Source organism: Collinsella aerofaciens, from assembly GCF_040926405.1.
GTDB lineage: Bacteria > Actinomycetota > Coriobacteriia > Coriobacteriales > Coriobacteriaceae > Collinsella.
Window position 1 is genome coordinate 38,367 of record NZ_JBCOIG010000007.1, and the last position, 24,318, is coordinate 62,684.

Below are 24,318 nucleotides of genomic sequence, written 5' to 3' on the forward strand. Positions count from 1 at the left end.
CCCAAGTCTTCCAAGAGCGGGACCACCATTACGGTGGCCCCGCTTTGCTTTAGGCTGAGAATTGCTCCAGAACCCTCATTCTCTCAACGGAATCCGTCTGAATTTTCAGAGCGACCCGACCCAAATCTCCGGTTGCAGAGGCAAGTTCTGCAAGCTGGGCAGACACCTCTTCAGCCACTTCCGCCGCGATGTTCTTGATCATCTTGAGTGGCAGATGCAAATCTTGAGACATGAATTCGAAATCTTCAGGAGTCACCCCATCGATCACCCGGTGATCCCCAATATCAATCCCAAGATTATGGTCGTATCCCATTATCGTCGTGCAAACAATATCGTATGCAGGGGCCAACCTCTTTTCCCGCCAACTCGGACTATAAAGAAACGAATGGTTCTTGAGATGCGAGTCGCAATTCCCCAACGCATAATCGACCATTACCTGACGAGCGAACATTTGAGTATCAGCAATTACGTTAGACGATTGCTCTCTTATCAATCGGCCGCAAAGAGCCATATAGCAGCTATCGGGACGTGTCTCGTATTTCATATACGAAGGCCAGCCAACCGCTTGGCAAAAATCCTCCTGATGCAGCCTCAGAGGCACATCGAATCCGCTCATCGACGGCGGCTCATTGCTCCAGATTCTGTCATAACGCTCGGAAAAGAACGCACCAGGAATCGTATCCGAAGCTTCTGAACGGGCAATTTCAAGCCCAGCAGCAGACGCTGCCGTCATGCAAATTAATTCGTTGAACGGCAAATCCGGATGTTTAGTTGAAGCAATCTTGACTATGTGAGTCGAGGGGGCAGAGCCGAGCGGCAGCATCCAATCCCCCGACCCGGCCTTTTTTGCATCTTTACCGCGCGGTAAAAACCAACCGGTTTTAGACTGAGCGCCCGCCAACGACAGCCTCGAATCCTGCATATCATTTGCAATCTCAAACACTTCCGCCTTAGAAAGTGCCTCAAAATCCTCGTCTTGCAGAGGACGATAGCCCGGATCGTAGCTCGATTTCTCATCGCCGAGAAACCTCAAGGCACCAACGCACTCATCGCCCAAACGCTCGAGCATCGATAAATAGTCTGACTGGGGGATTTGAAAACGCATCGACAGCTCATGCCGAACCGGGCCCTCGGGAAGCATGCCCGAAAAGAAGGCCGAAAACTCATTGCTGGCATATGGCTCATGTCGCAAGGGAAGAGAAGCTGAGAGTGCGGCAGCATCGTCGCGTTCAAGATATCCCTCATCATATGCAAACGTCTCGTTTACGGGGTCGGCCCTCTCAAATTCTCCGACCAGCTCAAACGTTCCCCGATACTCACGATAAACCTTTAATGCCATGAGCCGTCGCCCCTCTCCCTCAGGATCAAATCGACCCCCAAGCTGTTAGCGATTTGAAGGGTTTGGCGAAGATTGGCACCCGCCTTTCCACGCTCAAGCTCGCTCACAAAGCGCAAACTGCACTGGTTGAAATCAGCCACATCGCGTTGGGTATAACCGAGCTTCTTCCGGCGCTCACGCAAATATGCACCGAGTTCAGCTGGGTCAAAAATCGTTCGCTCATTCCAGTCTTGCATGCTAATCCCCTATGATTATCCCAAACGGGATAATCATAGCACATCATGATGGAATTATCCCGTTTGGGATAATTGTCTTAACGTGAATGACGCTCCGGGACGTTACACCGCGACGACTACTCAAAGTATTGGAATTTGTTGGTCGAGAAGGCAAACGTGACGACGAAGCCTTCGCCGGGCTCGGATGCCGCGGTGACATCGATACCCATCTTGGAGCACAGACGCGCCACCAGGTAGAGGCCAATGCCCGTTGCGCGCTTGGTGGTGCGGCCGTTATCGCCGGTAAAGCCCTTCTCGAACACGCGCGGCAGGTCGGCCGCGCTCACGCCGCAGCCGTTGTCCGCGACGGTGAGCTCGATGCGTTCACTCGCCAGGCCCTCGTCCAGCAACGCGCCCGAAAACACGATCTTTGCGCCGTCCTCGCGCGCATATTTAATGCTGTTCTGAATGAGCTGGCCCAGAATAAACTCGAGCCACTTCTCGTCGGTAAAGACCTCAAAGTCGAGGTTCTCGCACACCGGGGCCACGTGCGCCGCGATGAGCTCGCGCGCGTTGGCCTTAATCGCGCCCGTCACCAAGGTCTTGAGATCCCAGCGGCGAATCAGGTAGTCGCGCTCCACGACTTCCGAACGCGCGTAGTACAGCGCCTGGTCGAAATAGCGCTCCACGCGAGCCAACTCACGGCCCAGGTCATCCACACGAGACAGGTCGTCTTCGCTGCCATCCAGGTTTTCCAAAATTAGATGAGCCGCCGCCAGGGGCAGTTTGGCCTCGTGGACCCAGCTCTCGATATAGTCGCGATAGTCATCGGTCTGACGCCGGCCTTCGGCAACCTCGTCGCAAGCGGCTTTGCCCACCCGGCGCAAGACCTCGTACTCGAGCTCGCCCTCGGCATAGGTCGGGCATTGCACCATCTCCTGCACCCATGCGGGGCTCTCGAGCTCCTCGGCCGCGCGCTCCAGCTGACGCAGAAAACGGCGGCGACGCGCGTACTCGACCACGATGCCGAGCATACCAAAGATAAAGGACACGCCGACCGCCACGACCACGATAGAGACGGGTGCACCGGCAACCGTCAGCACAAAGCAGCTCAGCAGCACACCGCACGTCCACACGGCGACGGGAAGCAGCGCATCTTTAAAGAACTTGCCAAACGACATAGCCGGCCCCTAGACCGAATAGCCTTGGCCGCGATGCGTGGTCAAATACCCCTTGATGCCGATTTTTTCGAGCGTGGTGCGCAGGCGGTTGATGTTGACGGTGAGCGTATTGTCGTCCACGAAGGCGTCGGAGTCCCACAGGTCCTGCATGATGGCCGAGCGCGAAACGATCTTGCCCGCGCGGCTCAGAAGCAGCGAGAGGATACGCAGCTCGTTTTTGGTGAGCTCGGTGCTGGTGCCCGTTTGCGTGTTGGTGACCATTGAGCGGGCGAGGTCGAGCTCCAGCCCCTTGTGGACAAGTGTGCTGCGCTCGCCTGACGCCGCGGTGCGACGCAGCAGTGCGTTGATGCGCGCCACAAGCACACGGGCGCTGTAAGGCTTGGGAACAAAGTCGTCCGCGCCGAGCGTCATGGCCATAACCTCGTCGATCTCGGTCGTGCGCGACGTGAGAACGATGATGGGAACCTCGGATTCGCGGCGAACCTCGTGGCAGATATGCTGGCCGTCCTTGACGGGAAGCGTGAGGTCGAGCAGCACCAGGTCGGGCACGGCGGCGAGAATATCGCGCGAGACATGCTCAAACGATTCGCAGGCCTCGACTTCAAACCCGGCGCGGGCAAGGATGTCGACAAGCTCACGACGAATGGGCTCGTCGTCCTCAACGATATAGATCAGCGCCATTGATTCCGCTCCCCTCTTGGTTGTCTTGTCCCATTATGACCGCAAAGCTGCAGGTACACGCCTCGCGCGGTGCCAGGTGACAGAACTGTTCGCGAGCGGGGGCGTTTTGTCCGCCTCGCACTCGCAGCGGTGGCGGGGACCAAAATGATTCTTTAATCCCCGTCCCAGAAAAATCATTTAGCGGCGGGCGCGGAGCTTTTCGTAGCCTTCGGCGAAGAAGGCGACCGTGGCGGCGTCGGCCTCGGCGGCGTCCGTCTCGGTTGCGGGGACCACGCCGTGCTCGTCACTCACCAGGAACAGCGCGCCCTTGAGCTGCGCGGGAATGTCCACGCGCGTGACCGGGATGCCCTTGGTCTGGGCCAGCTGCTCAATGAGCGTCGCCGTGCCGCACAGACACTCGTCCGCTGGCGCCACAAAGGCCAGCTCGCCGTTATCGACGGCGGCGAGCAGCTCGGGCGCCACGCCGGTTTCGTCGGCCTCGGAGCGGGCCTCGGCGGAGCGGGCACGTAGCGCCTTGGCCGACGTATCGGCCAGCGGCTCGTACTCGCCCACCGTCATGGCGGCGTTGCCGTTGATGTCGATCACCAGCATGAGCACGCCGTCGTGTGCGGTGTAATCACCCTCGGCAAGCGACCACTCAACGTGTTGTTTGGCCCAGCTGAGCATGTTGTGGGTAAGCGGCTCGCCCTGCACCAGGCGCTCGGACAGCGCGCGAATGTGGCGGTTGAGCATGGGCACCTTTTTGTTGGACATGCGCCAACGGCAGACAAGCGCGGGCTTGTCGAGCGTAAACTTCTCGACCGCCTCCTGATTGGCGCAAAAGTCCTCGTACGCACGCTGATCCTCGGCATTGCCAAACAGCTCGGCATCATCAATCTGGGGCATGGTCATACCTTTCGTGTTAGTCATTCCGTCCTCTTATACCAAAAAGACGGCCCTCCAAACGGAGCAGCCGTCTTTTGCAGAGATTATTTTGACGATACGGTCAGGCGACCGATCGGCTTAATGGGATAGAACAACATCCCATTAAGGGTTTTCCAAGTGCCCGAGATTGCCCCGAAAGAGGAGCGCCGCGTACTAAATGTACGCAAGCGACGGTTTGAGGGGCAAGGTCGGGTGCTTGGGAAAGCCTCTAGTGCCTAAAATGCCTGGCCCCTGTGAAGACCATCGCAATACCATGCTCGTTGCAGGCCTGGACGCTCTCGTCGTCGCGCTTGGAGCCGCCGGGCTGGATGATGCAGGTCACGCCGTGCGCGGCGAGCACGTCGACGTTGTCGCGGAACGGGAAGAACGCGTCGCTTGCACAGGCAAAGCCGCCCTTCTCCACGCCCTCGCGCTCGCAGAAGTCCTCGGCGCGCTCGCAGGCAAGCAGCGCAGAGTCAACGCGGTTGGGCTGACCCGGGCCCATGCCAATGCCGGCCTTACCCTTGGAAACCAGGATGGCGTTGGACTTGACGCCCTTGCAGACCTTCCAGGCAAACTCGAGCTCGGCCATCTCGGCGTCGGTGGGCTTGCGGTCGGTGGGGAACGTAAAGGTCGCAGGATCCTCGGTCACGTGGTCGACCTCCTGCACCAGCATGCCGCCGTCGACGGAGCGCAGCTCCACCTGGGCGCCGTGGTCCACGCCGCCGGTGGCCAGCACGCGCAGGTTGGGGCGCTTGGCCATGCGCTCGAGCGCCTCGGCAGTGTAGCTCGGAGCGATGATAACCTCGACGAACTGCTTGTTCTGATCGGCAAAGTGCTCAACCAGCTCATAGGGAACCTCGCGGTTGCAGGCGATGATGCCGCCGAAGGCGCTCTTGGGATCGCAGGCGAAGGCGCGGTCGTAGGCGGCCGTGATGTCCTCGGCCACGGCGGAGCCGCAGGGGTTCTGATGCTTGAGGATCACGCAGGCCGGCTCGTCGAACTCGCGGACTAGGTTCCAAGCGGCGTCGGCATCCAGATAGTTGTTGTAGCTGAGCGGCTTGCCCTGGATCTGCTCGGAGCCCACGAGCGGGAACTGCGAGCTCGCGGTATTCTCGCAGCCCTCGGCAAAGCGATAGACCGTGGCCTTCTGCTGAGGATTCTCGCCATAGCGCAGGTCGTCGACCTTCTCCAGCGAGATCTCGAGCTTGGCAGAGGTGTCCGCCACGTCGCTTGCGTGGGCGGCGAGCCAACGGGAGATAGCCGTGTCGTAGGCGGCGGTGGTCTGGTAGACCTTCACCTGCAGGCGACGACGGGTGGAAAGCGTGGTGCAGCCACCGGTCTCGCGCATCTCGGCCAGGACGGCATCATAGTCGGCCGGGTCGGAGATGACGGTAACGCTCGCGGCGTTCTTGGCGGCAGAGCGCAGCATGGAAGGACCGCCGATGTCGATGTGCTCGATGGCATCCGCGAAGGTGACCTCGGGGTTGGCGACGGTCTTCTCGAACTCGTACAGGTTGACGACGACCAGGTCGATCAGCTTAATGCCGTGCTGTGCCGCCTCCTGCATGTGCTGCTCGGAATCGCGGCGGGCCAGCAGCGCGCCGTGAACCTTGGGGTGCAGGGTCTTAACGCGGCCGTCCATCATCTCGGGATAGCCCGTGAACTCCTCGATGGGGGTTACGGGGACGCCCGCGTCCTCGATGGCACGAGCCGTGCCGCCCGTAGAGATGATCTCGACGCCAAAGTCATCGACCAGCGTCCGTGCGAAATCGACGACGCCCGTCTTATCGGTAACCGAAATCAACGCGCGTGCGATCTTCACATCAGATCCCATGCAGTCCTCCTGTCTGGTACGCCGCCGTGCTCTGTGAGTCGGTGATACGTCGATCTGCAGCGCTCGCGCAGCGGCATTGAAAATACTGATTCAATGTAGCGCATCGAGCGCATCGATGCACCCCGCAACGGGCGCATATGCAGAAAAAGTTTGCGAGCGGAGGGGATGGGCACGGCACCGGGCACGGTGAGTTCATGGAACACAGGGGCACCATAATTAGATGCCAATAGCGTGGTAGAACTGTGCTCGATATGCATCCGCAAAAGAAAGAGGCACCATGGTCTCGCGGGTTCTCTACCGACCGTTTGATACCGAAGACTTCGACGCCATCGCGTTGATTCTGCAGCAGCTTTGGCATAACAATTCGGATAACGATGAGTACAACCGCCTCGAGGCCGCATGCGACCTCGCCTATTGCCTTTCGTCTTCGACGTTTTCGCAGGTTGCCGTAATCGACGGCCATGCACGCGGCATTGCGCTTGCACGCGCAGGACAGAGCTCCGGCGCCACCGTTAAGGAACATTGGATGGATACCGAACGCGCGCTGCTATCGCAGATGCGTGAGCTGGAGCCCGATGCCTGCGCCGAGTATCTCTCGTTTGTGCGCGCAACCATCCGGACCAACAACCGCCTGCTCGAGAGCAGCCCGTTGCCGCACGACAACGAGGTCACGCTGCTTGCCGTGGATCGCGATGTCCATGGCCTGGGCGTTGGCACGGTTCTGCTCGATGCCGCGGTCTCACACCTATCCTCGCTTGGAGCGACGAGGGCGCACCTGTACACCGACTCCAACTGCTCGTGGAAGTTCTACGAGCTGCACGGCTTTAAGCGCACGGCCACGCACCGCGCCAACCGCGAAGAGCGTCGCCACGACATGCCGCGCGAAAGCTTCCTCTACGAACTCGATCTAACAGCCTAAACCCAGCAGCCATACCTAGTCATTTAGGGATGTTCCCAGTGATTAGTCGTTGGGGACAGCCTTCGTAGGTAGCGCATGAAAATGGGATGGATCCGTCGGCAGTCGCCGGAGAAGATCCATCCCAAAAATCAGAGCGCGCTAGAACGTTCCGCCGCCGCCTCCGCCGACGCCGCCACCACCGCCGCCAGAGAAGCCGCCGCCGCTGCCGCCGCTCGAGCTATCGGAGCTCGAAGCCAGCTCGCGGATGGTCTCGTGATACACATCGTTGAACGAATCGAGCGGAGACTCGTTGCCGTAGTGATGGTAATACCACCAGTAGCAGGGGTAGTTGTCGTAGAAATCGTCGCTGTTGCGCAGGTCCGCAGGCACGGCCTCGGCCAGCTGTCGCAGCACTTCTTTCGAAACGCCCAGGGCAACGCCCATCACCAGCAGCTTGTTCCACAGCACCAAATCGCCCGGGACGGCTTCCTTTAGGCGTGTGAAATCCTCGAGCCAATGCTTGAGCGCCTTGCAGCGAGCCGCCACCTCGGCGCCCTCCGGCGTAAAGCGGCGGAACGTAAGGCCCACGCCGATACCCACCAGCACAATCGGCACCGAGATAACCGCGGCGGTAATGTTCGCCTGTGCGCCATCGGTAAAGAAGATGGATCCCACGGGAACAAAGGCAATCAGGATACCAAGAACCAGGCAAAACACCATTGCAACAATGCCGTCTGAGGCAACGTACTCGCTATCGGCCAGCTTGCCCTTAACGGTGTTCTGATAGTCCTCGAGCTTGTCGCCCACGGGTGTAGCGTGCTGCTTGACGTAGTGCTGCAGCTCGTCGAACGTGCGCGAGCGATCGCCGTTCTCGTCAGGCTTAGTACCGGCAAAGAAGACCTTGAGCACCATGTGGTCAATGCCCTTGGCCGACTTCCAGCCCGCATCACTCACCGTCACGCGATACGTCTGCTCTTCTTTTTCACGCCCCAACAGACCCTTCTTGGCCTTGGTCACGGTCGCCTGCTCCAGCTTGATCACACGGTCGTCAGTGAGCTTCATGAGCGTGGCGATATATGCCTGATCGGGCACCTCGTTCCAGCTCATGAGGGCCGAAAGCACGGCGGGATGGTCGGCCGAAGGCACATCGCGGAAATATTCGTCCTGGAAAAGCGGCTTGGGCTTGCGCTTGCGCAGCTTGAGCATAACGATTGTGCCGGTAAAGGCCACCGCCGCAACAACACTTAGCACGGCAAGTGCATTGGCAATCATGCGAGCGTGAGCGCGGCGGGCGTTAGCTTCGTCGGCCCATTCCTTCTCTTCGCTCAGGATCGTTGACATGCGCTCTTCGCCCGAAGCGGCAAGCTGCGGCACCCAGTCGCTAGGGAAGGCGATGCGTGCCTCGGCGAATTCGCCCTGGTGCACGCAGGGAATGGTATAGGTGACCATGGGCTCGTCCTCATCGAGCGACACGTCGCCCGTCAGCGGACCATGGCCCCATGCGCGGAAGTTATCGCCCTTGACGGCCGCCGTCCCGGCAGCGGCATTCGCGAAGCACACTTCCATCTCGACGTCATCGGAATCCGCAGACCAGCCGTCACCTACGAACTTCCAGTAGAGCTCGGCGGTATCGGCCCAGTTCATAACCGCACCGGTCATGGTGTAGCTCACGTAGTAGATTGCGCTGTCGCCGCTCTCGTGAGGGCTGAACACCTTAATCCTTACGCCGTCACCGGTCTGCTCGACCGTGTAGACGCCAGAGTCGCCCTTGTTCGCGCTATCGACTTTGTTAAACGCGGTGTCCTCTTCCTCGACACTCAGCACGTCGACGCCCGCCGTGCCGCCCTGCTGGTTGGAGCCCGTATTGATCTCCCAAAACACGCCGTTGATGTCGTCGTCGAAATCAAACTGGCGTCCCTCGACAACGGTCAGCGATCCATCGGCCTCGACCGTGGCACTGATATAGGTCTGGGTCATGGAGTAGCCGTCGGCGTGCGCGGCGACAGGCAGCAGCAACAACGCAAGCGCGACGAGCACGCAGACGGAAGCGAATCGCGCAAACAGGTGGCGCTGCCGGCTGACTTTGGCGGCGAGGGTGTTCATAGGCACATCCTTTGTCTGTAAAACCAACAGCGCCATTGTCCCACGTTTGCGGGTACGCATGACGAACATCTAGGCGACCGGAACGCCAAACGGGATGAAAGTCACACCCGCACCCCAACAGCCAGTCATTGGGGACGTTCTTAAATGACCAGTCATTAGGGACACCCTTGGCATGGCCTGCGCCAGCAATAGATACCACTTCACAGCTCCGTCACAGGTGTAGCGGCTTTGTGTGGGCGCGGCATGCGCTGACTGAGCCGCCAGCCGAGGGGCATAAAGTAGTTGAGCGAAAACGGTTTGCCCCTTTGCCGTTCGCTCGAGGATCATGTCCCCCTTTTCCGCGGAAACCCCGGCAGTTGCGAAGAGCTGCCGGGGTTTCTGTCGTTTGTGAGGCTAAGTCGGTACGCAGCGATCGAGACCTTGAGCCGCAAACCCACCGTGCGCAATGCGCACCGCCGCCAACTTGTGAGCGCGGCAACGCCTTCCCTGCCAAGCCCCGCGCTATACTCATCCGCATGGATATCAAAACACGCAACATAGCAACGCCCGCCGCGGACGCACCAGCAACGGCAGTGCCCACCCCCGTCGTGGGCCGCTTTGCCCCGTCGCCCTCGGGCCGCATGCACTTGGGCAACGTGTTCAGCTGCCTGTGCGCATGGCTTTCGGCCCGCAGCCAGGGCGGCAGCATCGTGTTGCGTATCGAGGACCTGGACGATCGCTGCAAGCGCCCGGAACTTGCCGCTCAACTGATTGACGATCTGACCTGGCTGGGGCTCGAGTGGGACGAAGGCCCCTACTACCAGCACGATCGCCTGGATCTGTACGAGGACGCCCTGCGCCAGCTGCAAGACGCCGGCCTCACCTATCCCTGTTTTTGCACGCGTGCCGAACTCCACGCCGCGAGCGCGCCGCACGCCAGCGACGGCACGCCCATCTACCGCGGCGCCTGCAGAGGTCTTTCCGCTGATGAAATCACCCGCCGCAGTGCCCTGCGTGCTCCGGCCACGCGCCTGCGCGTGCCCACCGTCGACGACCTCGCCAGCGACGTGATCGAATTCGTGGACCGCACGTACGGAGCCCAATGCGAAGCACTCGCCACCGAGTGCGGTGACTTTTTGGTGCGCCGCAGCGACGGCGTGTTTGCCTATCAGCTGGCCGTGGTGGTCGACGACGCTGCCATGGGCGTCACCGAGATCGTACGCGGATGCGACCTGCTTGGTTCCACGCCGCGCCAGATCTATCTGCAACATCTGCTGGGACTGCCCACGCCGCACTACGCGCACATTCCGCTGCTCATGTCACCGGACGGCCGCCGCCTTTCCAAGCGCGATCGCGATCTGGACCTGGGCGAGCTCCGCACCCGCTTTGGCACACCCGAGGCACTGTTGGGATGGCTCGCCGGGCAAACAGGCATCGCGCCGGACACCACGCCGCGTACCGCCGAGCAGCTGGTCGAGCACTTTAGCTGGGACGTCATCCGCGCGCATCGGGAGAACATCACTGTAACGGTCGAGTAGCCAGCCACCCCGCCTCTACGCAACATCCCAGGGCTGGAGTTCGTCGCCCAGGCGGACAATACAGTCGTAGAGCACGGTGTGACGCTCGGCCGGGTTGGTATCCCGATGAAAATGCCCGTAGTACCAGCGCTTGTAGTCCAAGCGGTCTTCCAGCTCATCGAAAAATGCCGTAAGCCGATCAACGGAGGGGCAATTCCAGCCGGACGCTGGATAAAGCGTGGACGAAAGCATGCGCGTAGAGCAGGTGTGAGTGATCACGTAGTCGACCGTCCAGCCCACGCTGTCGAGCTTTGCCCGCGCCTCCTCAAAGTTGCGCTCGTCCGGCAGCTCCTGCGGCCACCAGCTGGAATACGGAATGCGGTATTCCTTGTCCACGCTCGTGGCGCCGCCCATGGTAAAGACCGTTGAGCCGTCGAGCTCAAAAACCTCGCCGCGCGTCAGGCGCCGTATGGGCGAGGTATCCGACAGGCGCTGCGTCAGCCCACCGTGCCACAACTCCATGGGGCGTTCCGCCCAGTGATCGAAACGCTCGTGGTTGCCGTCGACAAACAGCACGGTGTAGGGGCGCGACTCCAGCCAAGCAATATCGGCACATTCCTCGGTAGAAAAGTCCCAGGGAAAGCCAAAGTCGCCCGCGATGATGAGATAGTCGTCGCTCGCCAGGCTATCCCCAAGCTCCCAATCGCGGAGCTTTTGCATGTCAGCGCCGCCATGAATATCGCCTGTTACATAGACCGTCATCGGATTACCACTTCCCTGTAAGTCGCTAGCCCACATTCTGCACGATCACTAAGTCAACCGTTCCAGCCCTTCCATCCTTTGGGACCTACCCCTCGCTCTTCCATCCAAACGGGTCAAACACCCAAAAGATCAGATCGAGCACGCCGCCGGTCATCGTGGCGCCGGCAAGAGCCATGCAAACATGCAGAAAGCTGGCACTTCGGAGCACGTCGAACGGCCCCAGAACAGCCAACAGCGCGACCGCTGCGCCGGCTACGCACAGCGCGAGGCACGGCCCCGCGTCCTTAACGCACTTCTTTGCGAGATGCTTTGCGTTGTCACTCATCGGTATCGAACTCCTTAGAGGGTCGTTGTTCAGACGCATGCCGCCGCGGCAGAGCGGGGCGGCAGGGTAAGTGTCACATGCTGTGCGGACATCAATGGAGAAACCGCCTGCTCGACCAACCTTTGACGCCGTTTTGCACCGGCACCACATCCCCCGCTATCGAGGTCTAATACTTTTCCCACCGCCACCCAAAAACTCATCCAACGTTAATCTTGGCTCAAGAATCGCTTAATCTATAACCTGCACTATAGAGTTCGACCAAGGGCGGGGCGGCGCCGCGCAACGCAGACCGCCGAACGCAACGCTCGCGCCCGGGCAAATCGTCCGGCGTCGCGCCCATCGAACGAAAGGACAGGTCATGGACGACCTCGAAAAAGTTGAAACCATCCGCACCAAGTGCAACGTGAGCTACACCGATGCCAAGGCCGCGCTCGACGCCGCCGACGGCAACGTTTTGGACGCCATCATTTGGCTCGAGTCGCAGGGCAAGACGCAGACCACGTCGGCGCACGCCGCCACCGAGTCCGCGCCAGTCGATGAGCCCTCAGCCGAGATGGTCGCCGCGCAGGCCGCCTACGAGAAGTCGAGCGAAAAGACCGACTTCTCCAAGAAGATGGACAGCGTATGGGAGTACCTCAAAAAGCTCTTCCGCCTGAGCCTGGACACCAAGTTTATCGCCACGCGCCGCGATGCGATCATCCTCAACATCCCCATCCTGATCCCCATCATCGCCCTGTTTGCCTGGGGCGCTACGATTTGGCTGATGCTGATTGGCCTGTTCTTTGGCATGCGCTACCGCATCGACAGCGACGGCGACGTGCCCGGCAGCATCAACAACCTTATGAATCACGCCGCTGATGCCGCGGACGACATCAAGCAAAATCTGAACGACGACAAGTAATCGCAGACGGGGGCACGCATGGCACGGATCCTGATCGTAGAGGACGAGGAGAAAATCGCCCGCTTTGTGACGCTCGAGCTGGAGCACGAGGGCTACCAGGTGGAGCACGCCGCCGACGGCCGCACCGCCGTGGACCTGGCGCTGGAGCGCGACTACGATCTGATTCTGCTCGACGTGTTGTTGCCGCAGCTCAACGGCATGGAGGTCCTGCGGCGCGTACGCAAGCACAAGGATGTGCCGGTGATTATGGTCACCGCGCGAGATGCCGTGATGGACAAGGTGGCCGGGCTCGATGCCGGCGCCGACGATTACCTGACCAAGCCGTTTGCGATTGAGGAGTTGTTCGCACGGATCCGCGTTGCGCTGAAGCGCTCGGAGGCCGTGCGGGCGGCTTCGGGCGTTGGCGGCGTTGGGGCCGGGGAGGGCGCTACGGGTGCCGCTGCGATACCCCCGGCTGGAGACTCGGCCAAGACCTCAGCCGCGCCCTCCCCCGCCGCGCTCACCGTGGGTTCGGTCGCGCTCGATCCCGACCGCCGCGAAGTCACGGTCGGCGGCTCGCCCATCGTGCTGACCGCCCGCGAGTTCGACGTCCTCGCCCTGCTTATGGCACATGCCGGCACCGTGCTCACGCGCGAGCGCATTGCGCACGAGGCGCTGGGCTACGAATACGTGGGCGACACCAACAACGTCGACGTGCACATCGCGCACCTGCGCGCCAAGATCGAGGACGCCGGCGGTGCCCGCATCATCCAGACCGTGCGCGGGGTGGGCTATGTCTGCCGCACGTAACGCCGAGGCCAAGCGCGTCACCTCCATCGCCCGCGCCATCAACTGGAGCTATATGTGGCGCCGCCTGATGAGCTACGTCTGGCTCGATCTGTTGCTGGTGGTGATTGCGGCGGCGATCCTCGTCTATGGATACAACCAGACGCTGCCCAACGGCGCGTTTACCGCAGGATGGATCCCCAGCGCCACCGTTCGCGGCATGACGCTGACGCCCGCGCGCGGCTGGGACCTGACAACGCTCACCTATACCGTCGAGCTCGCGCGTACCACCAAGACTTTCCCCCTCGCGCAGGACCTCGTCACGCTATGGCCTCTCTACCTTGTCGTTGTGGGTTGGCAGGTCATCAGCGTGCTCAACATGCTCGGCGGCGCCCGCCGCGTGCGCCGCACCATGGCGCCGCTCAACGATCTGGCCCTGCGCGTGGACGAACTCGGCCGCATGCAACTCGCCGGCGGCAAAATGGAAACACTGGAGCAGGCCATCGAGCGCGCAAGCGTCGACTCGCCGAGCGTCACCACCGGCGACGCCGACCTGGCAAGCATCGAGGTCGCACTCAACCGCCTGCTGCGCCAGATGCAAGAGGCCAAGCTGCAGCAGATGCGCTTTGTCAACGACGCGAGCCACGAGCTGCGCACGCCCATCGCGGTGATTCAGGGCTACGTGAACATGCTCGACCGCTGGGGTAAGGACGACCCGGACGTGCTGGCGGAATCCATCGCGTCCCTTAAAGCCGAAAGCGAGCACATGCAAGAGCTTGTGGAGCAGCTGCTGTTTTTGGCGCGCGGCGATGCCGGGCGCACGGTCCTGCGGCGCGCGCATACCAACTTGGCTGCACTGGTCAGCGAGGTATGCGAAGAATCGCAGATGATCGATACCGAGCACACGTATCGGCTGGCTTCTGACGCTGCGCTTGCCAGCGACCCGCGCTGCGACGCGCCCGTCGACGTGGCGCTCGTGAAGCAGGCTCTGCGCGTGATCGTGCAAAACGCCGCCAAGTACTCGGATGCGGGAACGACCGTCACATTTGGCATAACGCCCGATGCGGGCATGGGCACGATCGACATAAGTGTTGAGGACGAGGGCATCGGCATGGACCAGGAATCCGCAGCTCACGCGTTTGAGCGGTTCTACCGCGCCGACAACGCGCGCGATGCCGGCGCGCAGGGCTCGGGCCTGGGGCTTGCCATTGCCAAGTGGATTGTCGATAGCCATGGCGGCGTCATCGGTGTGACCTCAGTCGAGGGCGTCGGCAGCCGCTTTACGATTCGCCTGCCGCGGTAGGAAGCCCCTCGGCATAAATAAAGGGATAGGGCCACGCGGCCCTATCCCTTTTTGCTAGCTATGGCAGCTTGTGCGCTACTCGCGGCACAGGTGCACGGCGAAACCGGCGAACTCGCGCTTAAAGTACACGAGCTTGGTACCACCGTCGGGCAGCAGCGCGCGCGACTCTTCGTTGACCTCGAGCCCGCGCTCGGCAAACCACTTCTCAGCTGCATCGATGTCGTTAACGGCAAAGCCGATGTGGCCCTTGGTGCCACGACCGTTCTGCTTCATGATCTCGACCAGCGAATCGTTGAAGTACGAAACCGGGGTCTCGATGACGGGCAGGCCCATCATCGTCGAGAACAGCTCCGCGATCTCCAGGGCGTCTGCCGGGTCGGTGGCGTTAATGCCCACATGGGCAACGCGCATACCAAAGAGCTCTACCGGGTTGGCGTTCTGCTCACTCATGCAGTCAGCGCCTACTGAGCCATGACGTCGAGAACGGCCTTCTCGGCGGCAACGCGGTTCATGCCGGTCATGAAGGGCACGCCACTCACGTACGGGCAGGTGAGGCCCTCGGGGGCAACGGTGGTGGCGATCAGCAGGTCAGCGCCCTCGTCGCAGTAATCCTTGGCCTCGGAGATGGCGCACTGCACGATCTCGTACTTGTCGGCATAACCGTTGGCGTCGAGCAGGGTAGCGACCTTCTGGGCAACGAGCGTGGAAGTAGCAGCGCCAGCACCGCAAGCCAAAACGATCTTCTTCATAGGTAATGTCTCCCTTCATGGTTTACTTTAGGTAAGTGTACCGCAGCGAGCGATGGCACTCGGCCTCGATGAGCTTTTATGCCAGTTTGCTTGCGCGCTGCGTATAATACATCTAGTACGTGTTGTCATACCGCTCGCTTTATGAGCGACTAAGGACCCTAATATGCCCGATTCCCGCACCCTCTGGACCGCCGTCGTTATCATCTGCATCGCCGTGTCGGTGTTCTTTAGCGTCAAAAAACGCACCACGTTTAAACGCCTGCAGCAATTGATGGCCGCCAAGCAGTGGGACGAGTTCGATCGTTTGCTCGACGGCAAACTCACCAGCATGCTGTACCCGCGCTACAACCGCGACTACCTGCGTCTGAACTCCTATCTGCTGCGCGAGGACCACGAGCGTGCCAGCGAGATGTTCGACCTGCTGCTGGGACTCAACCTCCCCAAGATGCAGCGCGTCGACCTGGTGATCAAAGCCTTTAACTACTACGTTGGCCAGGAGGACCGCAAAAAGTCCAAGGAGCTTCTGCACGAGATCAAGGGCTTTGAGGGCGGTCAGGCCGAGGCGGTCGCACACGAATGCCAGCTGATGTACGACACGATGATCCTCAAGCGCCACAACGACATTCCCGAGCTGGAGCGCATGCTCGAGGATGTCGGCGACGACCCGGTCAAGCGCTGCCGACTGGAGTACCTGCTGGCCCTGCAGTATCAAAACAAGGGCGACGAGGCAAAGTTCCAAGAGTTCCTGGAGAAGTCGGGCCAACACTCGATGGCCGTCAACGCGTAACGGACGGCTTGTGCTAGACTTCTAGTCTCACGGGGGCGTGGCGGAATTGGCATACGCAGGAGACTTAAAATCTCTCGCCGCAAGGATTGTGGGTTCGAGTCCCACCGCCCCTACCATATGATTGCTTGCGAGCCCGTGTTCCCCAGGGATGCGGGCTCGTTTCTTTTGGACGCCGTCAACTGCAGAGCAGCTCATTTGGGACGGGGCTTTTTTGACTACTTTTTCCGCCCACCCAATGAGTTTCCTACCACATTTTCCGATGGAAAAACGTGGTTGTCTCGCACATTTTCCGATGGAAAAACGTGGTTGTCTCGCACATTTTCCGATGGAAACACCCAAATGGCCTTATACTAACCGAGAGGGTTGGGAGGCAATATGCAGCGACAGCTTATGAGCGAACTTATCGCTTGGAAATCAAGGACGAATCGCAAACCTCTCTTGCTTAAGGGAGCCCGCCAGACAGGAAAGACTTGGCTTCTTAACGAATTCGCAAGCCAGCAGTATCGAAACGTCATTCGTTTTGACTTTATGCTCGAGCCGAGCACACGCTCGCTGTTCGATGGGGACCTCGACCCCAAGCGCATCATCTCCCAGATAGAACTCCTACGTGGCCAAACTGTAACGCCAGCAGACACGCTCATCATCTTCGACGAGATCCAAGAGGCCCCGCGCGGGATCACCTCGCTCAAGTACTTCAACGAGCTTGCACCCGAATACCACATCGTAGCAGCCGGTTCCTATATGGGCCTCGCGCTCCGACGCGAAAACGAGTCATTTCCCGTCGGCAAAATCGACCAGCTCACCATGCGTCCCATGGGGTTCGCCGAGTTCGTTCGTGCCGTCGACGGCGACCCGCTCGCCGACGCCATCCTTGCCGCAGACATGAACCTTCTAGCAAACGTTACCGAAAAGCTCGAACACTTGCTCAAGGAATACCTTGTTGTCGGCGGTATGCCCGAAGTTGTCTCCGCTTTCGCCGAGACACGCGACTTCATCGAAGCCCGAAGGCTTCAGCAGCAAATCATCGAGGCTTACGAATCCGATTTTGGCAAACATGCACCCGCCCGCATCATCGAGCGCATGAGGTTGGTTTGGAAATCCCTTCCCGGCCAGCTTGCCAAAGAGAACAAGAAGTTTGTCTATGGCGCCCTTCGCCCCGGAGCGCGCGCACGCGATTTCGAGGAAAGCCTCCAGTGGCTCACGGACTACGGAATCGTTCATAAGGTGCCACGTGTTTCCGCTCTAAAGGCGCCGCTCTCGAGCTACGAAGACCTCTCGGGCTTCAAACTGTTCTGCATCGACACCGGCATCCTCGGAGCGCTCTCCGGTCTCTCTCCGGCCATCGTTCTTAACGGATCCGCTGTTTTTACCGAGTTCAAAGGTTCGCTGACCGAACAATACGTCGCGCAGGAGCTTTTGCTCCAGGACAAAACTCCCGCGTATTGGTCCTCTACCTCTGGCAATGCCGAAACCGACTTTGCCATCGACCATGCGGGAACCGTGCTTCCGCTTGAGGTCAAGGCGGCAGAGAACCTTAAAGCGAAGAGTCTGAAAATAGCCTGCGAAAAATTCAAGCTCGAGCGTTGCGTGAGGAGCTCCCTGGCGGCATATAGAGACGAGGGCATGCTCGTCAATATTCCGCTTTGGGAGATTGGGCAAATCGACAAGCTGGCATAGGCGCTGTGGGGACGCCCCGCAAGGACTGTCCCCAGGTGCCGGCTGTTGAGTTGCGGTGGAATAGGGACTGTTTGGCGCCCGAAAGGGCGATTTTAGTCCGTATTTCACCGCAACTTATTTAGAGGGCGCTGAGGCTGGGGTCCAGCCGATGGTGGGGGTCGCGCCGTCGAGGGTCTCGTTGATGGTTGCGGCCATACCGGCGAGCAGGCTGTTCTCGCTTACGGTGAGCGTCTTGTAGCCGCCGGCTCGCATGAGCTCGCGAATCACCACGGCACCTGCCAAGATCACGTTCGCGCGCTTGGGCTGCACGCCCGGCAACGCGGCAATGCCTGCAACATCCAACGCAGACATGCGCTCGATAGCGGCCGAAATCTGCTCCATCGAAAGCTCGCGCAGGTGCACAAAGTTCGAGTCGTACGGCTCCAGTTCGTGGACCAGCGCCACGAGCGTGGTAACGGTACCGCCCACCGCGACGAGGCGCTCGGCGCGCTCAAAGTCGACAGGCAGGCCCTCAAAATAGGCGGCGAACTGCTCGCCTGCCCACGCGGCAGCGGCAGCAAGCTCGCCGCGTGCGGGTGGCATCGTCGAGAAAAACCGCTCCGTCACGCGGCGGCAGCCAATGTCCAGCGAGCGCGTCCCTTCTAGCGCAAAGACGCCACGCTCCGGCGCATAGACGCCCGTCGCGAGCTCCGTGGATCCGCCGCCCGAATCGGCAACAATGATGCGCTCGCCGGCAAAGTCGTGCGCCACGCCAAAAAACGTCAGGCGTGCCTCGACCTCACCCGGAATCACCTGCGGCTCAAGCCCCAGCTCGTGCAGGCCGTCCAGCAGCAGGGCGGCGTTGGACGCATCGCGCGCGGCGCTCGTGCACGTGGTGCAGATGCACGCGGCGCCAAAGGTACGCGCCTCGTCCACAAACATACGGCACGCAGCGAGTACACGCTCGACAGCCGCCTCGCAAAAGCGACCCGTCGCGTCCACGCCCTCGCCCAGGTCGGTAATCTCGGTATGCTTGGACGATTCCACAATCGCTCCGCCCTCGACCTGGGCCAACACCAGTCGCGACGACACCGTTCCCAGGTCGATCGCGGCTACCTTATAGCGTTTGCAATTTGTCATTGCGGGCTCCCCTCCGGGCGCTATTTGCCGTTGGACACGACCGTCTGGCCCTCGACGCCGTTAAACCCAAACAGCATGTCGAGCGCTTGGATGTACCACGGCGCGTCCTTACCGACTTCTTCGATTTCCTTGGCAACTTCGCTGGCCTTCTTGGCGTTCGACGACTTCTGGCTCGACGAGGCATCCGAATCGCCGTCCAGGCCCTGCACTTCAATCCTCTTCTCGCCGGGCATCACCAAGCCCAGGTCCTCGGACGCCGCGTCCTTGATGCCCTCCTCCGAGAGCAGCTTGTCGACGCTTTTTTGCAGCTCGTCGTTATATTGCTCGCGAATCTCGACCTGCTTGGCCAAGATATCGCTCGAGCGCTTAGCCACATACAGGTCGCGTACGGGAAAATACAGGCTCACGAGCGCCAGCGCCACCACGATACCGATAAACAGCGGGCGCAGAGAGCCATGTGTAAAGTCATAGATTGCCTTAACCACCGCGTTGTCGTTGGCGTAGCGCATAAAGTCCGAGCCCGAAAGACGGCTCGAAGGCCTGCTCGCTTTGTCGTGCGTCTGGGCCGAGGGACGCGACGGATGCGACGAACGTGTCGGGCGTACTGGTCCATCTGTCGAAGTATTCACTTGAGCATTGGGGCGCGAGGTGCTTGTCGGGCGCTGCGCGGAGCGGTCGGCACCGGCGTAGGCGGACCCACCGAGCTGCACCGTGCGCGCACGGCGAAGCGACGGCTCACGCGAACCGGCGGAATAGTACCTGTTGTCGTAAATCTGATCCATGTGCGCCTTGTGCGGTTGAGGTTTGTTTGCGCTTAGTATTCTAGTTATAGCACGAGCGCGCGCGCCACCTTCGACAGCCTTTGCTCGACATAAAAAAGGCGCTGAGTCATATGGCCCAGCGCCCAATGGTGCTCAACAGCGCCCGGCTGAAGCAAGGCAAATCCGAGTCTTCCCCGCCCCCGCGACCTCCGCGTGCCTAGCGAATGTTGTAGAACGCGGCCTTGCCGGCGTAGCGCGCACTGCCCTCAAGCTCGTCCTCGATGCGGATGAGCTGGTTGTACTTGGCGATACGGTCGCTGCGGCACGGTGCGCCCGACTTGATCTGGCCGGCGTTGACGCCCACGACCAGGTCGGCGATCGTGGAGTCCTCGGTCTCGCCGGAACGGTGGCTCACGATGCAAGCGTAGCCGGCCTCCTTGGCGGTCTCGATGGCCTCGAGTGACTCGGTGAGCGTGCCGATCTGGTTGACCTTGACCAGGATCGCGTTGGCGGCACCCAGCTCGATGCCCTTCTTGAGGCGCTCGGTGTTGGTGACGAACAGGTCGTCGCCCACCAGCTGCACCTTGTTGCCAATGCGGCGGGTAAGCTCGACCCAGCCGTCCCAGTCTTCCTCGGCCATGCCGTCCTCGATAGAAATGATGGGATAGGTGTCGACGAGCTTCTCCCAGTAATCAACCATCTGGGCACTCGTGTACTCCACGCCCTCGCCCTTGAGCTCATACATGCCGGTCTCGGCGTTGTAGAACTCGGTCGAGGCCGGGTCCATGGCGTACATGAAGTCGACGCCGGGCTTAAAGCCAGCCTTCTCAACGGCCTTGGTGATGTACTCGAACGGCTCGGCATTGGTCTTAAGGTTGGGGGCAAAGCCGCCCTCGTCGCCCACACCGCCGCCCAGGCCGGCCTCGTGCAGCACGCCCTTGAGGGTATGGTAGACCTCGGCGCACCAACGCAGGCCCTCGGCAAAGCTCGGGGCGCCCACCGGCATGATCATGAACTCCTGGAAGTCGACGTTATTGTCGGCATGCACACCGCCGTTGAGGATGTTCATCATAGGTGTGGGCAGCAGATGAGCGTTGACGCCGCCCAGGTACTGGCACAGCGACAGGCCAGCCGACTCGGCAGCGGCGCGGGCAACGGCCAGCGACACGCCCAGGATGGCGTTGGCGCCGAGCTTGGTCTTGTTGGGGGTACCATCCGCAGCGATCAGCGCGGCATCGACGGCGCGCTGATCGAAGGCATCGAGGCCCACGACGGCATCGGCGCACTCGTTGTTGACGTGCTCGACGGCCTGCGAAACGCCCTTGCCCAGGTAGCGGCCCTTGTCGCCATCGCGCAGCTCGCAGGCCTCAAAGGCGCCGGTCGAAGCACCCGAAGGCACCATTGCGCGGCCAAAGCTGCCGTCCTCGAGCACGACCTCGACCTCGACGGTGGGATTGCCGCGGCTGTCGAGCACCTCGCGACCGTAGACGTCCAAAATATCGCTCATGTTGTCTCCCTCTCACTTGGAAACGTAGTGGATGCAAGCGACCGGCTGACCGTGCACCGTCGGTGCGCCTCCGTAAGTTAGCCATGTCGCACTTTTTGCATTATGCCCTAAGTTAGCCGAGGGATACACTTGATTTTCGAAAAATTTAGCGGGAACGATAAGGCGTGTCAGCCCGTCGTTCCCGCAGTCTTACTCCTCCGCCTTTGCTGCGTCCCACAGGTCGTTGAGGCCATGGGTCGAAAGCTCGGCAAGATCCACGTGGGCATCGGCCGCCATCTGCTCCATCGCGGCCCAGCGGCGGCGGAACTTTGCCGTGCTGGCACGAAGGGCGCTCTCGGCGTCAATGCCCTCCTTGCGCGCAACGTTGACCAGGGCAAAGAGCAGGTCGCCAAACTCCATCTCGCGCTCGGGTGAACCGGGAGCCTCGGCCTCAAACTCGGCACGCTCCTCGGCGACCTCATCCCACACGTCCTGGACCGTCTCCCACTCAAAGCCCACGGCAGCCGCCTTGCGCGACACCTTCTGAGCCTGCATCAGCGCCGGCAGATGCGTGGGCACGCCGTCGAGCAGGCCCTCGGGCGCGGCCTCGGGCGCCGCCACGGCCTTGTCCTTGGCGGCTTTCTCGGCAAGCTTGACCTCGTCCCAAATCTTGAGTACCTCGTCGGAGCTCTCGGCATCCGCATCGCCAAACACGTGCGGATGGCGGCGAATGAGCTTGGCGTCGATATCGCGCGCCACGTCGGCCAGCGTGAACTCGCCGGCGTCCGCCGCGATCTGCGCATGCAACACCACCTGCATGAGCACGTCGCCCAGCTCCTCGCGCAGATGCGCGGCATCGTCGCCCTCGATGCAGTCGAGCGCCTCGTAGGCCTCCTCGATCATGTTTTTGCCAATGCTGCGGTGCGTCTGCTCGCGGTCCCACGGGCAGCCGTCGGGCTGACGCAAGCGCCAGACGGTCTGCACCAGATGTTGTAGCTCGGCCGACGCGTCGACCAGCGTGGACAGATCGCGCGAGCCCTCGGCATTTTGCTGAGCCATGTGCTGCGCCATGGTTAGTCCTCCTCCAGGATCACGTGGCGGAACGCGCCGTCCTCGTAGATGCCGTAGCTGTGCGTGCCGTCCTTGGGAATGCTCACGCTACCGGGGTTGAAGAGCCACAGGCCCGGGTGCGCGGCGCTTTCCTCGTTGACCTTGATGTGCGTGTGACCGTAGACGAGCGCGGAGCCCTCGGGCAGCGCGGGCGCGTGGTCGACGCTGTTGTGCATGCCGGCGCCAAAGACGTGGCCGTGCGTCAGGAACAGCTCGCGGCCGGTTTCGTCAAACAGCGTGGCGTAGTCGGCCATGACGGGAAAGTCGAGGACCATCTGGTCGACCTCGGCATCGCAGTTGCCGCGCACCGCGATGATGCGGTCGGCCAGGGCGTTGAGCAGCGGGATTACGCGCTTGGGAGCGTAATCGCGCGGCAGGTCGTTGCGCGGACCGTGATAGAGCAGGTCGCCCAGCAGGACGATGCGATCGGGGTTCTCGCGCTCGATGGCAGCGACGAGGCGCTCGGCCCAGTATGCCGAGCCATGGATGTCGGAGGCGATGAGGTATTTCATGAGGGTCCTTTCGGGTGGGGTTAATTGGGCTGGGCGCGGCGTGTCACCGGCCGCGTTACTCAAATCGGAGCGCCGCAGCTTGCGCCGCCTGCATCACGCGTTGGAGCGGCACGCCATGTTCGCGGGCAAGACGGGCGCAATCCTCGTACTCGGGCGCCGCGCGCTCGCTGCCGTCGGGCAGGGTGGCCACCTTGACGGACACCTCGCCCCATGGCGTCGTTACGCGCTCAAAGCGGCGTGGCAGGCAAACGCGCTCCATGACCTGGCGACGAATGCCGTTGGTCGTGGTTTCCAAAAAGATAATCGTCTGCAGGCGCTCGATATCCTCGTGAGCACAGATTACCTGCAGCTGCCAACTGGGACGGCCTTTCTTGCAATAGAGGGGCAGCCAATGCACCTCGCGCGCACCCGCCTCGCGCAGGCGGTCGGCAGCGTAGGCGAGCACCTCGGGCGACGCGTCGTCGATGTCGCATTCCAGCTTGACGATGGTTTCGGGTGCATCGGTCTCGCGGGACAGCGGGGATGTGCTATCGCATTGCATACGGTCCGAATCCTTTCCGCGCGGGCTCGTTTTGTTCATCCAAACGCTAGCACATCGGACGTGGCACAGGCATGACTTTCGTCCGTCGCCGCCCTCGCCCCTATCCAAACATGTACATCAGCCTCCAAACATGTCATTTTTTGCAGCTTTTGGAGGCTGATGTACATGTTTTGAGAGCGCAAGCGAGGCCGCACCGCGCACCGCACAGCCTTTCCAATCGATTTCGAGCTCCGGCGTGCCCGGCGTGTTAAAAGCTACACCATTACAATGGAGCGGATTCGCCAAATGCAAAGGAGTCGCCATGTCTGCCTGCCCGCTGGTCGATTGCCATACCCACACCTCGTTCTCGGACGGCCATGCCTCGTTTGAAGACAACGTTCGCGCCGCTGCTGCGGCCGGCTGCCGCGTCATGGTCTCGGCCGACCATCTCACACTGCCCGCCAGCATGGATGCCAACTGCGAAGTGCAGGTTACTGAGAGCGACCTGCCGGCACATCGTCTGGCTTTTGAGGATGCTCGCAAGCTTGCCGCGCAAATCGCGCCGGAGCTCGAGCTTATCTATGGCTTTGAATGCGATTGGTACGAGGGCTGCGAGCCTTTGGTTGAGCGCTGGTCCCAGGACGCCGTCGTACGCCTGGGCAGCGTGCATTGGATTGGCAACCCAGGCGATATCATGGCCGGTGCCGCGGGTACGGCGGGAACGGAAAACGTCGCTCGCCCCGATACACCCGATTCCCTTTGCGGCTGGATCGATGATGACACCAACCTGCATGTTTGGGAAAACCTGGGGGTACACGGCGTGTGGGAGCGCTACGTCGACGACTGGTGCCGCGCTTGCGAAAGCTCACTCAACTTTGACGTAATGGC

General features: G+C 61.1%; 25 protein-coding genes and 1 tRNA gene. 9 read left to right on the forward strand and 17 right to left on the reverse strand.

Annotated elements, in window-relative coordinates:
* Positions 1-49: 49 nt before the first annotated feature.
* The 6 genes from AB5758_RS04120 to purH form a co-directional block, all read right to left on the reverse strand.
* Positions 50-1,339, reverse strand: a complete 1,290-nt coding sequence (locus AB5758_RS04120; protein ID WP_138374526.1) for a HipA domain-containing protein — start codon at positions 1,337-1,339, stop codon at positions 50-52.
* Positions 1,330-1,575, reverse strand: a complete 246-nt coding sequence (locus AB5758_RS04125) for a helix-turn-helix domain-containing protein (RefSeq protein ID WP_138374527.1) — start codon at positions 1,573-1,575, stop codon at positions 1,330-1,332. Before AB5758_RS04125 ends, AB5758_RS04120 begins: the two co-directional genes overlap by 10 nt.
* A gap of 116 nt (positions 1,576-1,691) precedes the next feature.
* The gene (locus tag AB5758_RS04130; RefSeq protein WP_368141341.1) at positions 1,692-2,735 is read right to left on the reverse strand and encodes a sensor histidine kinase; all 1,044 of its coding nucleotides are present in this window, start codon (positions 2,733-2,735) and stop codon (positions 1,692-1,694) included.
* 9 nt (positions 2,736-2,744) lie between these two features.
* Positions 2,745-3,416, reverse strand: a complete 672-nt coding sequence (locus tag AB5758_RS04135) for a response regulator transcription factor (RefSeq protein ID WP_138113373.1) — start codon at positions 3,414-3,416, stop codon at positions 2,745-2,747.
* 177 nt (positions 3,417-3,593) lie between these two features.
* Positions 3,594-4,325: a hypothetical protein gene (locus AB5758_RS04140; RefSeq protein ID WP_138113375.1), complete on the reverse strand. Its 732-nt coding sequence runs from the start codon at positions 4,323-4,325 to the stop codon at positions 3,594-3,596.
* A 223-nt stretch (positions 4,326-4,548) separates the two neighbouring features.
* Positions 4,549-6,156 (reverse strand): bifunctional phosphoribosylaminoimidazolecarboxamide formyltransferase/IMP cyclohydrolase, encoded by a 1,608-nt coding sequence (purH, locus tag AB5758_RS04145; protein WP_138113377.1) that lies wholly within the window; start codon positions 6,154-6,156, stop codon positions 4,549-4,551.
* Between the two features lie 277 nt (positions 6,157-6,433).
* Here purH and AB5758_RS04150 point away from each other — a divergent pair, with 277 nt between their 5' ends.
* Positions 6,434-7,075, forward strand: coding sequence for a GNAT family N-acetyltransferase (locus AB5758_RS04150; protein ID WP_138113379.1), 642 nt, complete (start codon positions 6,434-6,436; stop codon positions 7,073-7,075).
* Positions 7,076-7,213: 138 nt separating this feature from the next.
* Here AB5758_RS04150 and AB5758_RS04155 read toward each other — a convergent pair whose 3' ends face one another.
* On the reverse strand, positions 7,214-9,157 hold the full coding sequence (locus tag AB5758_RS04155; protein ID WP_055310398.1) for a DUF2207 domain-containing protein: 1,944 nt from the start codon (positions 9,155-9,157) through the stop codon (positions 7,214-7,216).
* A gap of 620 nt (positions 9,158-9,777) precedes the next feature.
* On the opposite strand from AB5758_RS04155, the gene gluQRS reads away from it, so the two are divergent.
* Entirely contained in the window at positions 9,778-10,674 is an 897-nt protein-coding gene (gene gluQRS, locus AB5758_RS04160; protein WP_229025884.1) for a tRNA glutamyl-Q(34) synthetase GluQRS, read from the forward strand.
* 15 nt (positions 10,675-10,689) lie between these two features.
* On the opposite strand, the gene AB5758_RS04165 is transcribed toward gluQRS, so the two are convergent.
* Together AB5758_RS04165 and AB5758_RS04170 are read right to left on the reverse strand one after the other, a co-directional pair.
* On the reverse strand, positions 10,690-11,415 hold the full coding sequence (locus tag AB5758_RS04165; RefSeq protein WP_055310396.1) for a metallophosphoesterase family protein: 726 nt from the start codon (positions 11,413-11,415) through the stop codon (positions 10,690-10,692).
* Between the two features lie 85 nt (positions 11,416-11,500).
* The gene (locus AB5758_RS04170) at positions 11,501-11,740 is read right to left on the reverse strand and encodes a hypothetical protein (protein WP_117847870.1); all 240 of its coding nucleotides are present in this window, start codon (positions 11,738-11,740) and stop codon (positions 11,501-11,503) included.
* A 358-nt stretch (positions 11,741-12,098) separates the two neighbouring features.
* Here AB5758_RS04170 and AB5758_RS04175 point away from each other — a divergent pair, with 358 nt between their 5' ends.
* From AB5758_RS04175 to AB5758_RS04185, 3 genes are read left to right on the forward strand one after another with little or no spacing between them, the layout of a single operon-like run.
* The gene (locus tag AB5758_RS04175) at positions 12,099-12,641 is read left to right on the forward strand and encodes a UBA domain-containing protein (protein ID WP_117847868.1); all 543 of its coding nucleotides are present in this window, start codon (positions 12,099-12,101) and stop codon (positions 12,639-12,641) included.
* Between the two features lie 18 nt (positions 12,642-12,659).
* Positions 12,660-13,430, forward strand: a complete 771-nt coding sequence (locus AB5758_RS04180; protein WP_196022769.1) for a response regulator transcription factor — start codon at positions 12,660-12,662, stop codon at positions 13,428-13,430.
* A complete protein-coding gene (locus tag AB5758_RS04185; protein WP_368152519.1) occupies positions 13,414-14,709 on the forward strand; it encodes a sensor histidine kinase in 1,296 nt (431 codons plus the stop codon). Before AB5758_RS04180 ends, AB5758_RS04185 begins: the two co-directional genes overlap by 17 nt.
* Positions 14,710-14,784: 75 nt before the next feature.
* Here the strand turns inward: AB5758_RS04185 and AB5758_RS04190 are convergent, their stop codons facing one another.
* Both AB5758_RS04190 and AB5758_RS04195 read right to left on the reverse strand, forming a co-directional pair.
* Positions 14,785-15,159 carry a VOC family protein gene (locus tag AB5758_RS04190; protein WP_055310391.1) on the reverse strand — a complete coding sequence of 125 codons (375 nt, stop codon included), beginning with the start codon at positions 15,157-15,159 and terminating at the stop codon, positions 14,785-14,787.
* Positions 15,160-15,170: 11 nt separating this feature from the next.
* Positions 15,171-15,458: a PTS sugar transporter subunit IIB gene (locus AB5758_RS04195; RefSeq protein WP_006235903.1), complete on the reverse strand. Its 288-nt coding sequence runs from the start codon at positions 15,456-15,458 to the stop codon at positions 15,171-15,173.
* Positions 15,459-15,621: 163 nt separating this feature from the next.
* Between AB5758_RS04195 and AB5758_RS04200 the strand changes: the two genes are divergently transcribed.
* From AB5758_RS04200 to AB5758_RS04210, 3 genes are all read left to right on the forward strand, one after another.
* A complete protein-coding gene (locus AB5758_RS04200) occupies positions 15,622-16,245 on the forward strand; it encodes a hypothetical protein (protein ID WP_006235902.1) in 624 nt (207 codons plus the stop codon).
* Positions 16,246-16,276: 31 nt separating this feature from the next.
* A tRNA-Leu gene (locus AB5758_RS04205) sits at positions 16,277-16,361 on the forward strand.
* A 274-nt stretch (positions 16,362-16,635) separates the two neighbouring features.
* Positions 16,636-17,922, forward strand: a complete 1,287-nt coding sequence (locus AB5758_RS04210) for an ATP-binding protein (protein WP_497197808.1) — start codon at positions 16,636-16,638, stop codon at positions 17,920-17,922.
* Positions 17,923-18,036: 114 nt separating this feature from the next.
* Here the strand turns inward: AB5758_RS04210 and AB5758_RS04215 are convergent, their stop codons facing one another.
* From AB5758_RS04215 to larC2, 6 genes are all read right to left on the reverse strand, one after another.
* The gene (locus AB5758_RS04215) at positions 18,037-19,041 is read right to left on the reverse strand and encodes a Ppx/GppA phosphatase family protein (protein ID WP_368141325.1); all 1,005 of its coding nucleotides are present in this window, start codon (positions 19,039-19,041) and stop codon (positions 18,037-18,039) included.
* A gap of 20 nt (positions 19,042-19,061) precedes the next feature.
* Positions 19,062-19,823: an FtsB family cell division protein gene (locus AB5758_RS04220; RefSeq protein WP_238022939.1), complete on the reverse strand. Its 762-nt coding sequence runs from the start codon at positions 19,821-19,823 to the stop codon at positions 19,062-19,064.
* Between the two features lie 196 nt (positions 19,824-20,019).
* Positions 20,020-21,309: a phosphopyruvate hydratase gene (gene eno, locus AB5758_RS04225; protein ID WP_238022940.1), complete on the reverse strand. Its 1,290-nt coding sequence runs from the start codon at positions 21,307-21,309 to the stop codon at positions 20,020-20,022.
* A gap of 189 nt (positions 21,310-21,498) precedes the next feature.
* Positions 21,499-22,359, reverse strand: a complete 861-nt coding sequence (gene mazG, locus AB5758_RS04230) for a nucleoside triphosphate pyrophosphohydrolase (RefSeq protein WP_368141326.1) — start codon at positions 22,357-22,359, stop codon at positions 21,499-21,501.
* A 2-nt stretch (positions 22,360-22,361) separates the two neighbouring features.
* The gene (gene yfcE / locus AB5758_RS04235) at positions 22,362-22,910 is read right to left on the reverse strand and encodes a phosphodiesterase (RefSeq protein ID WP_035137720.1); all 549 of its coding nucleotides are present in this window, start codon (positions 22,908-22,910) and stop codon (positions 22,362-22,364) included.
* A 55-nt stretch (positions 22,911-22,965) separates the two neighbouring features.
* Positions 22,966-23,451, reverse strand: a complete 486-nt coding sequence (larC2, locus tag AB5758_RS04240; RefSeq protein WP_368155395.1) for a nickel pincer cofactor biosynthesis protein LarC2 — start codon at positions 23,449-23,451, stop codon at positions 22,966-22,968.
* Between the two features lie 301 nt (positions 23,452-23,752).
* Here larC2 and AB5758_RS04245 point away from each other — a divergent pair.
* The coding region (locus tag AB5758_RS04245; RefSeq protein WP_368155397.1) for a PHP domain-containing protein at positions 23,753-24,318 on the forward strand (566 nt) is incomplete at its 3' end.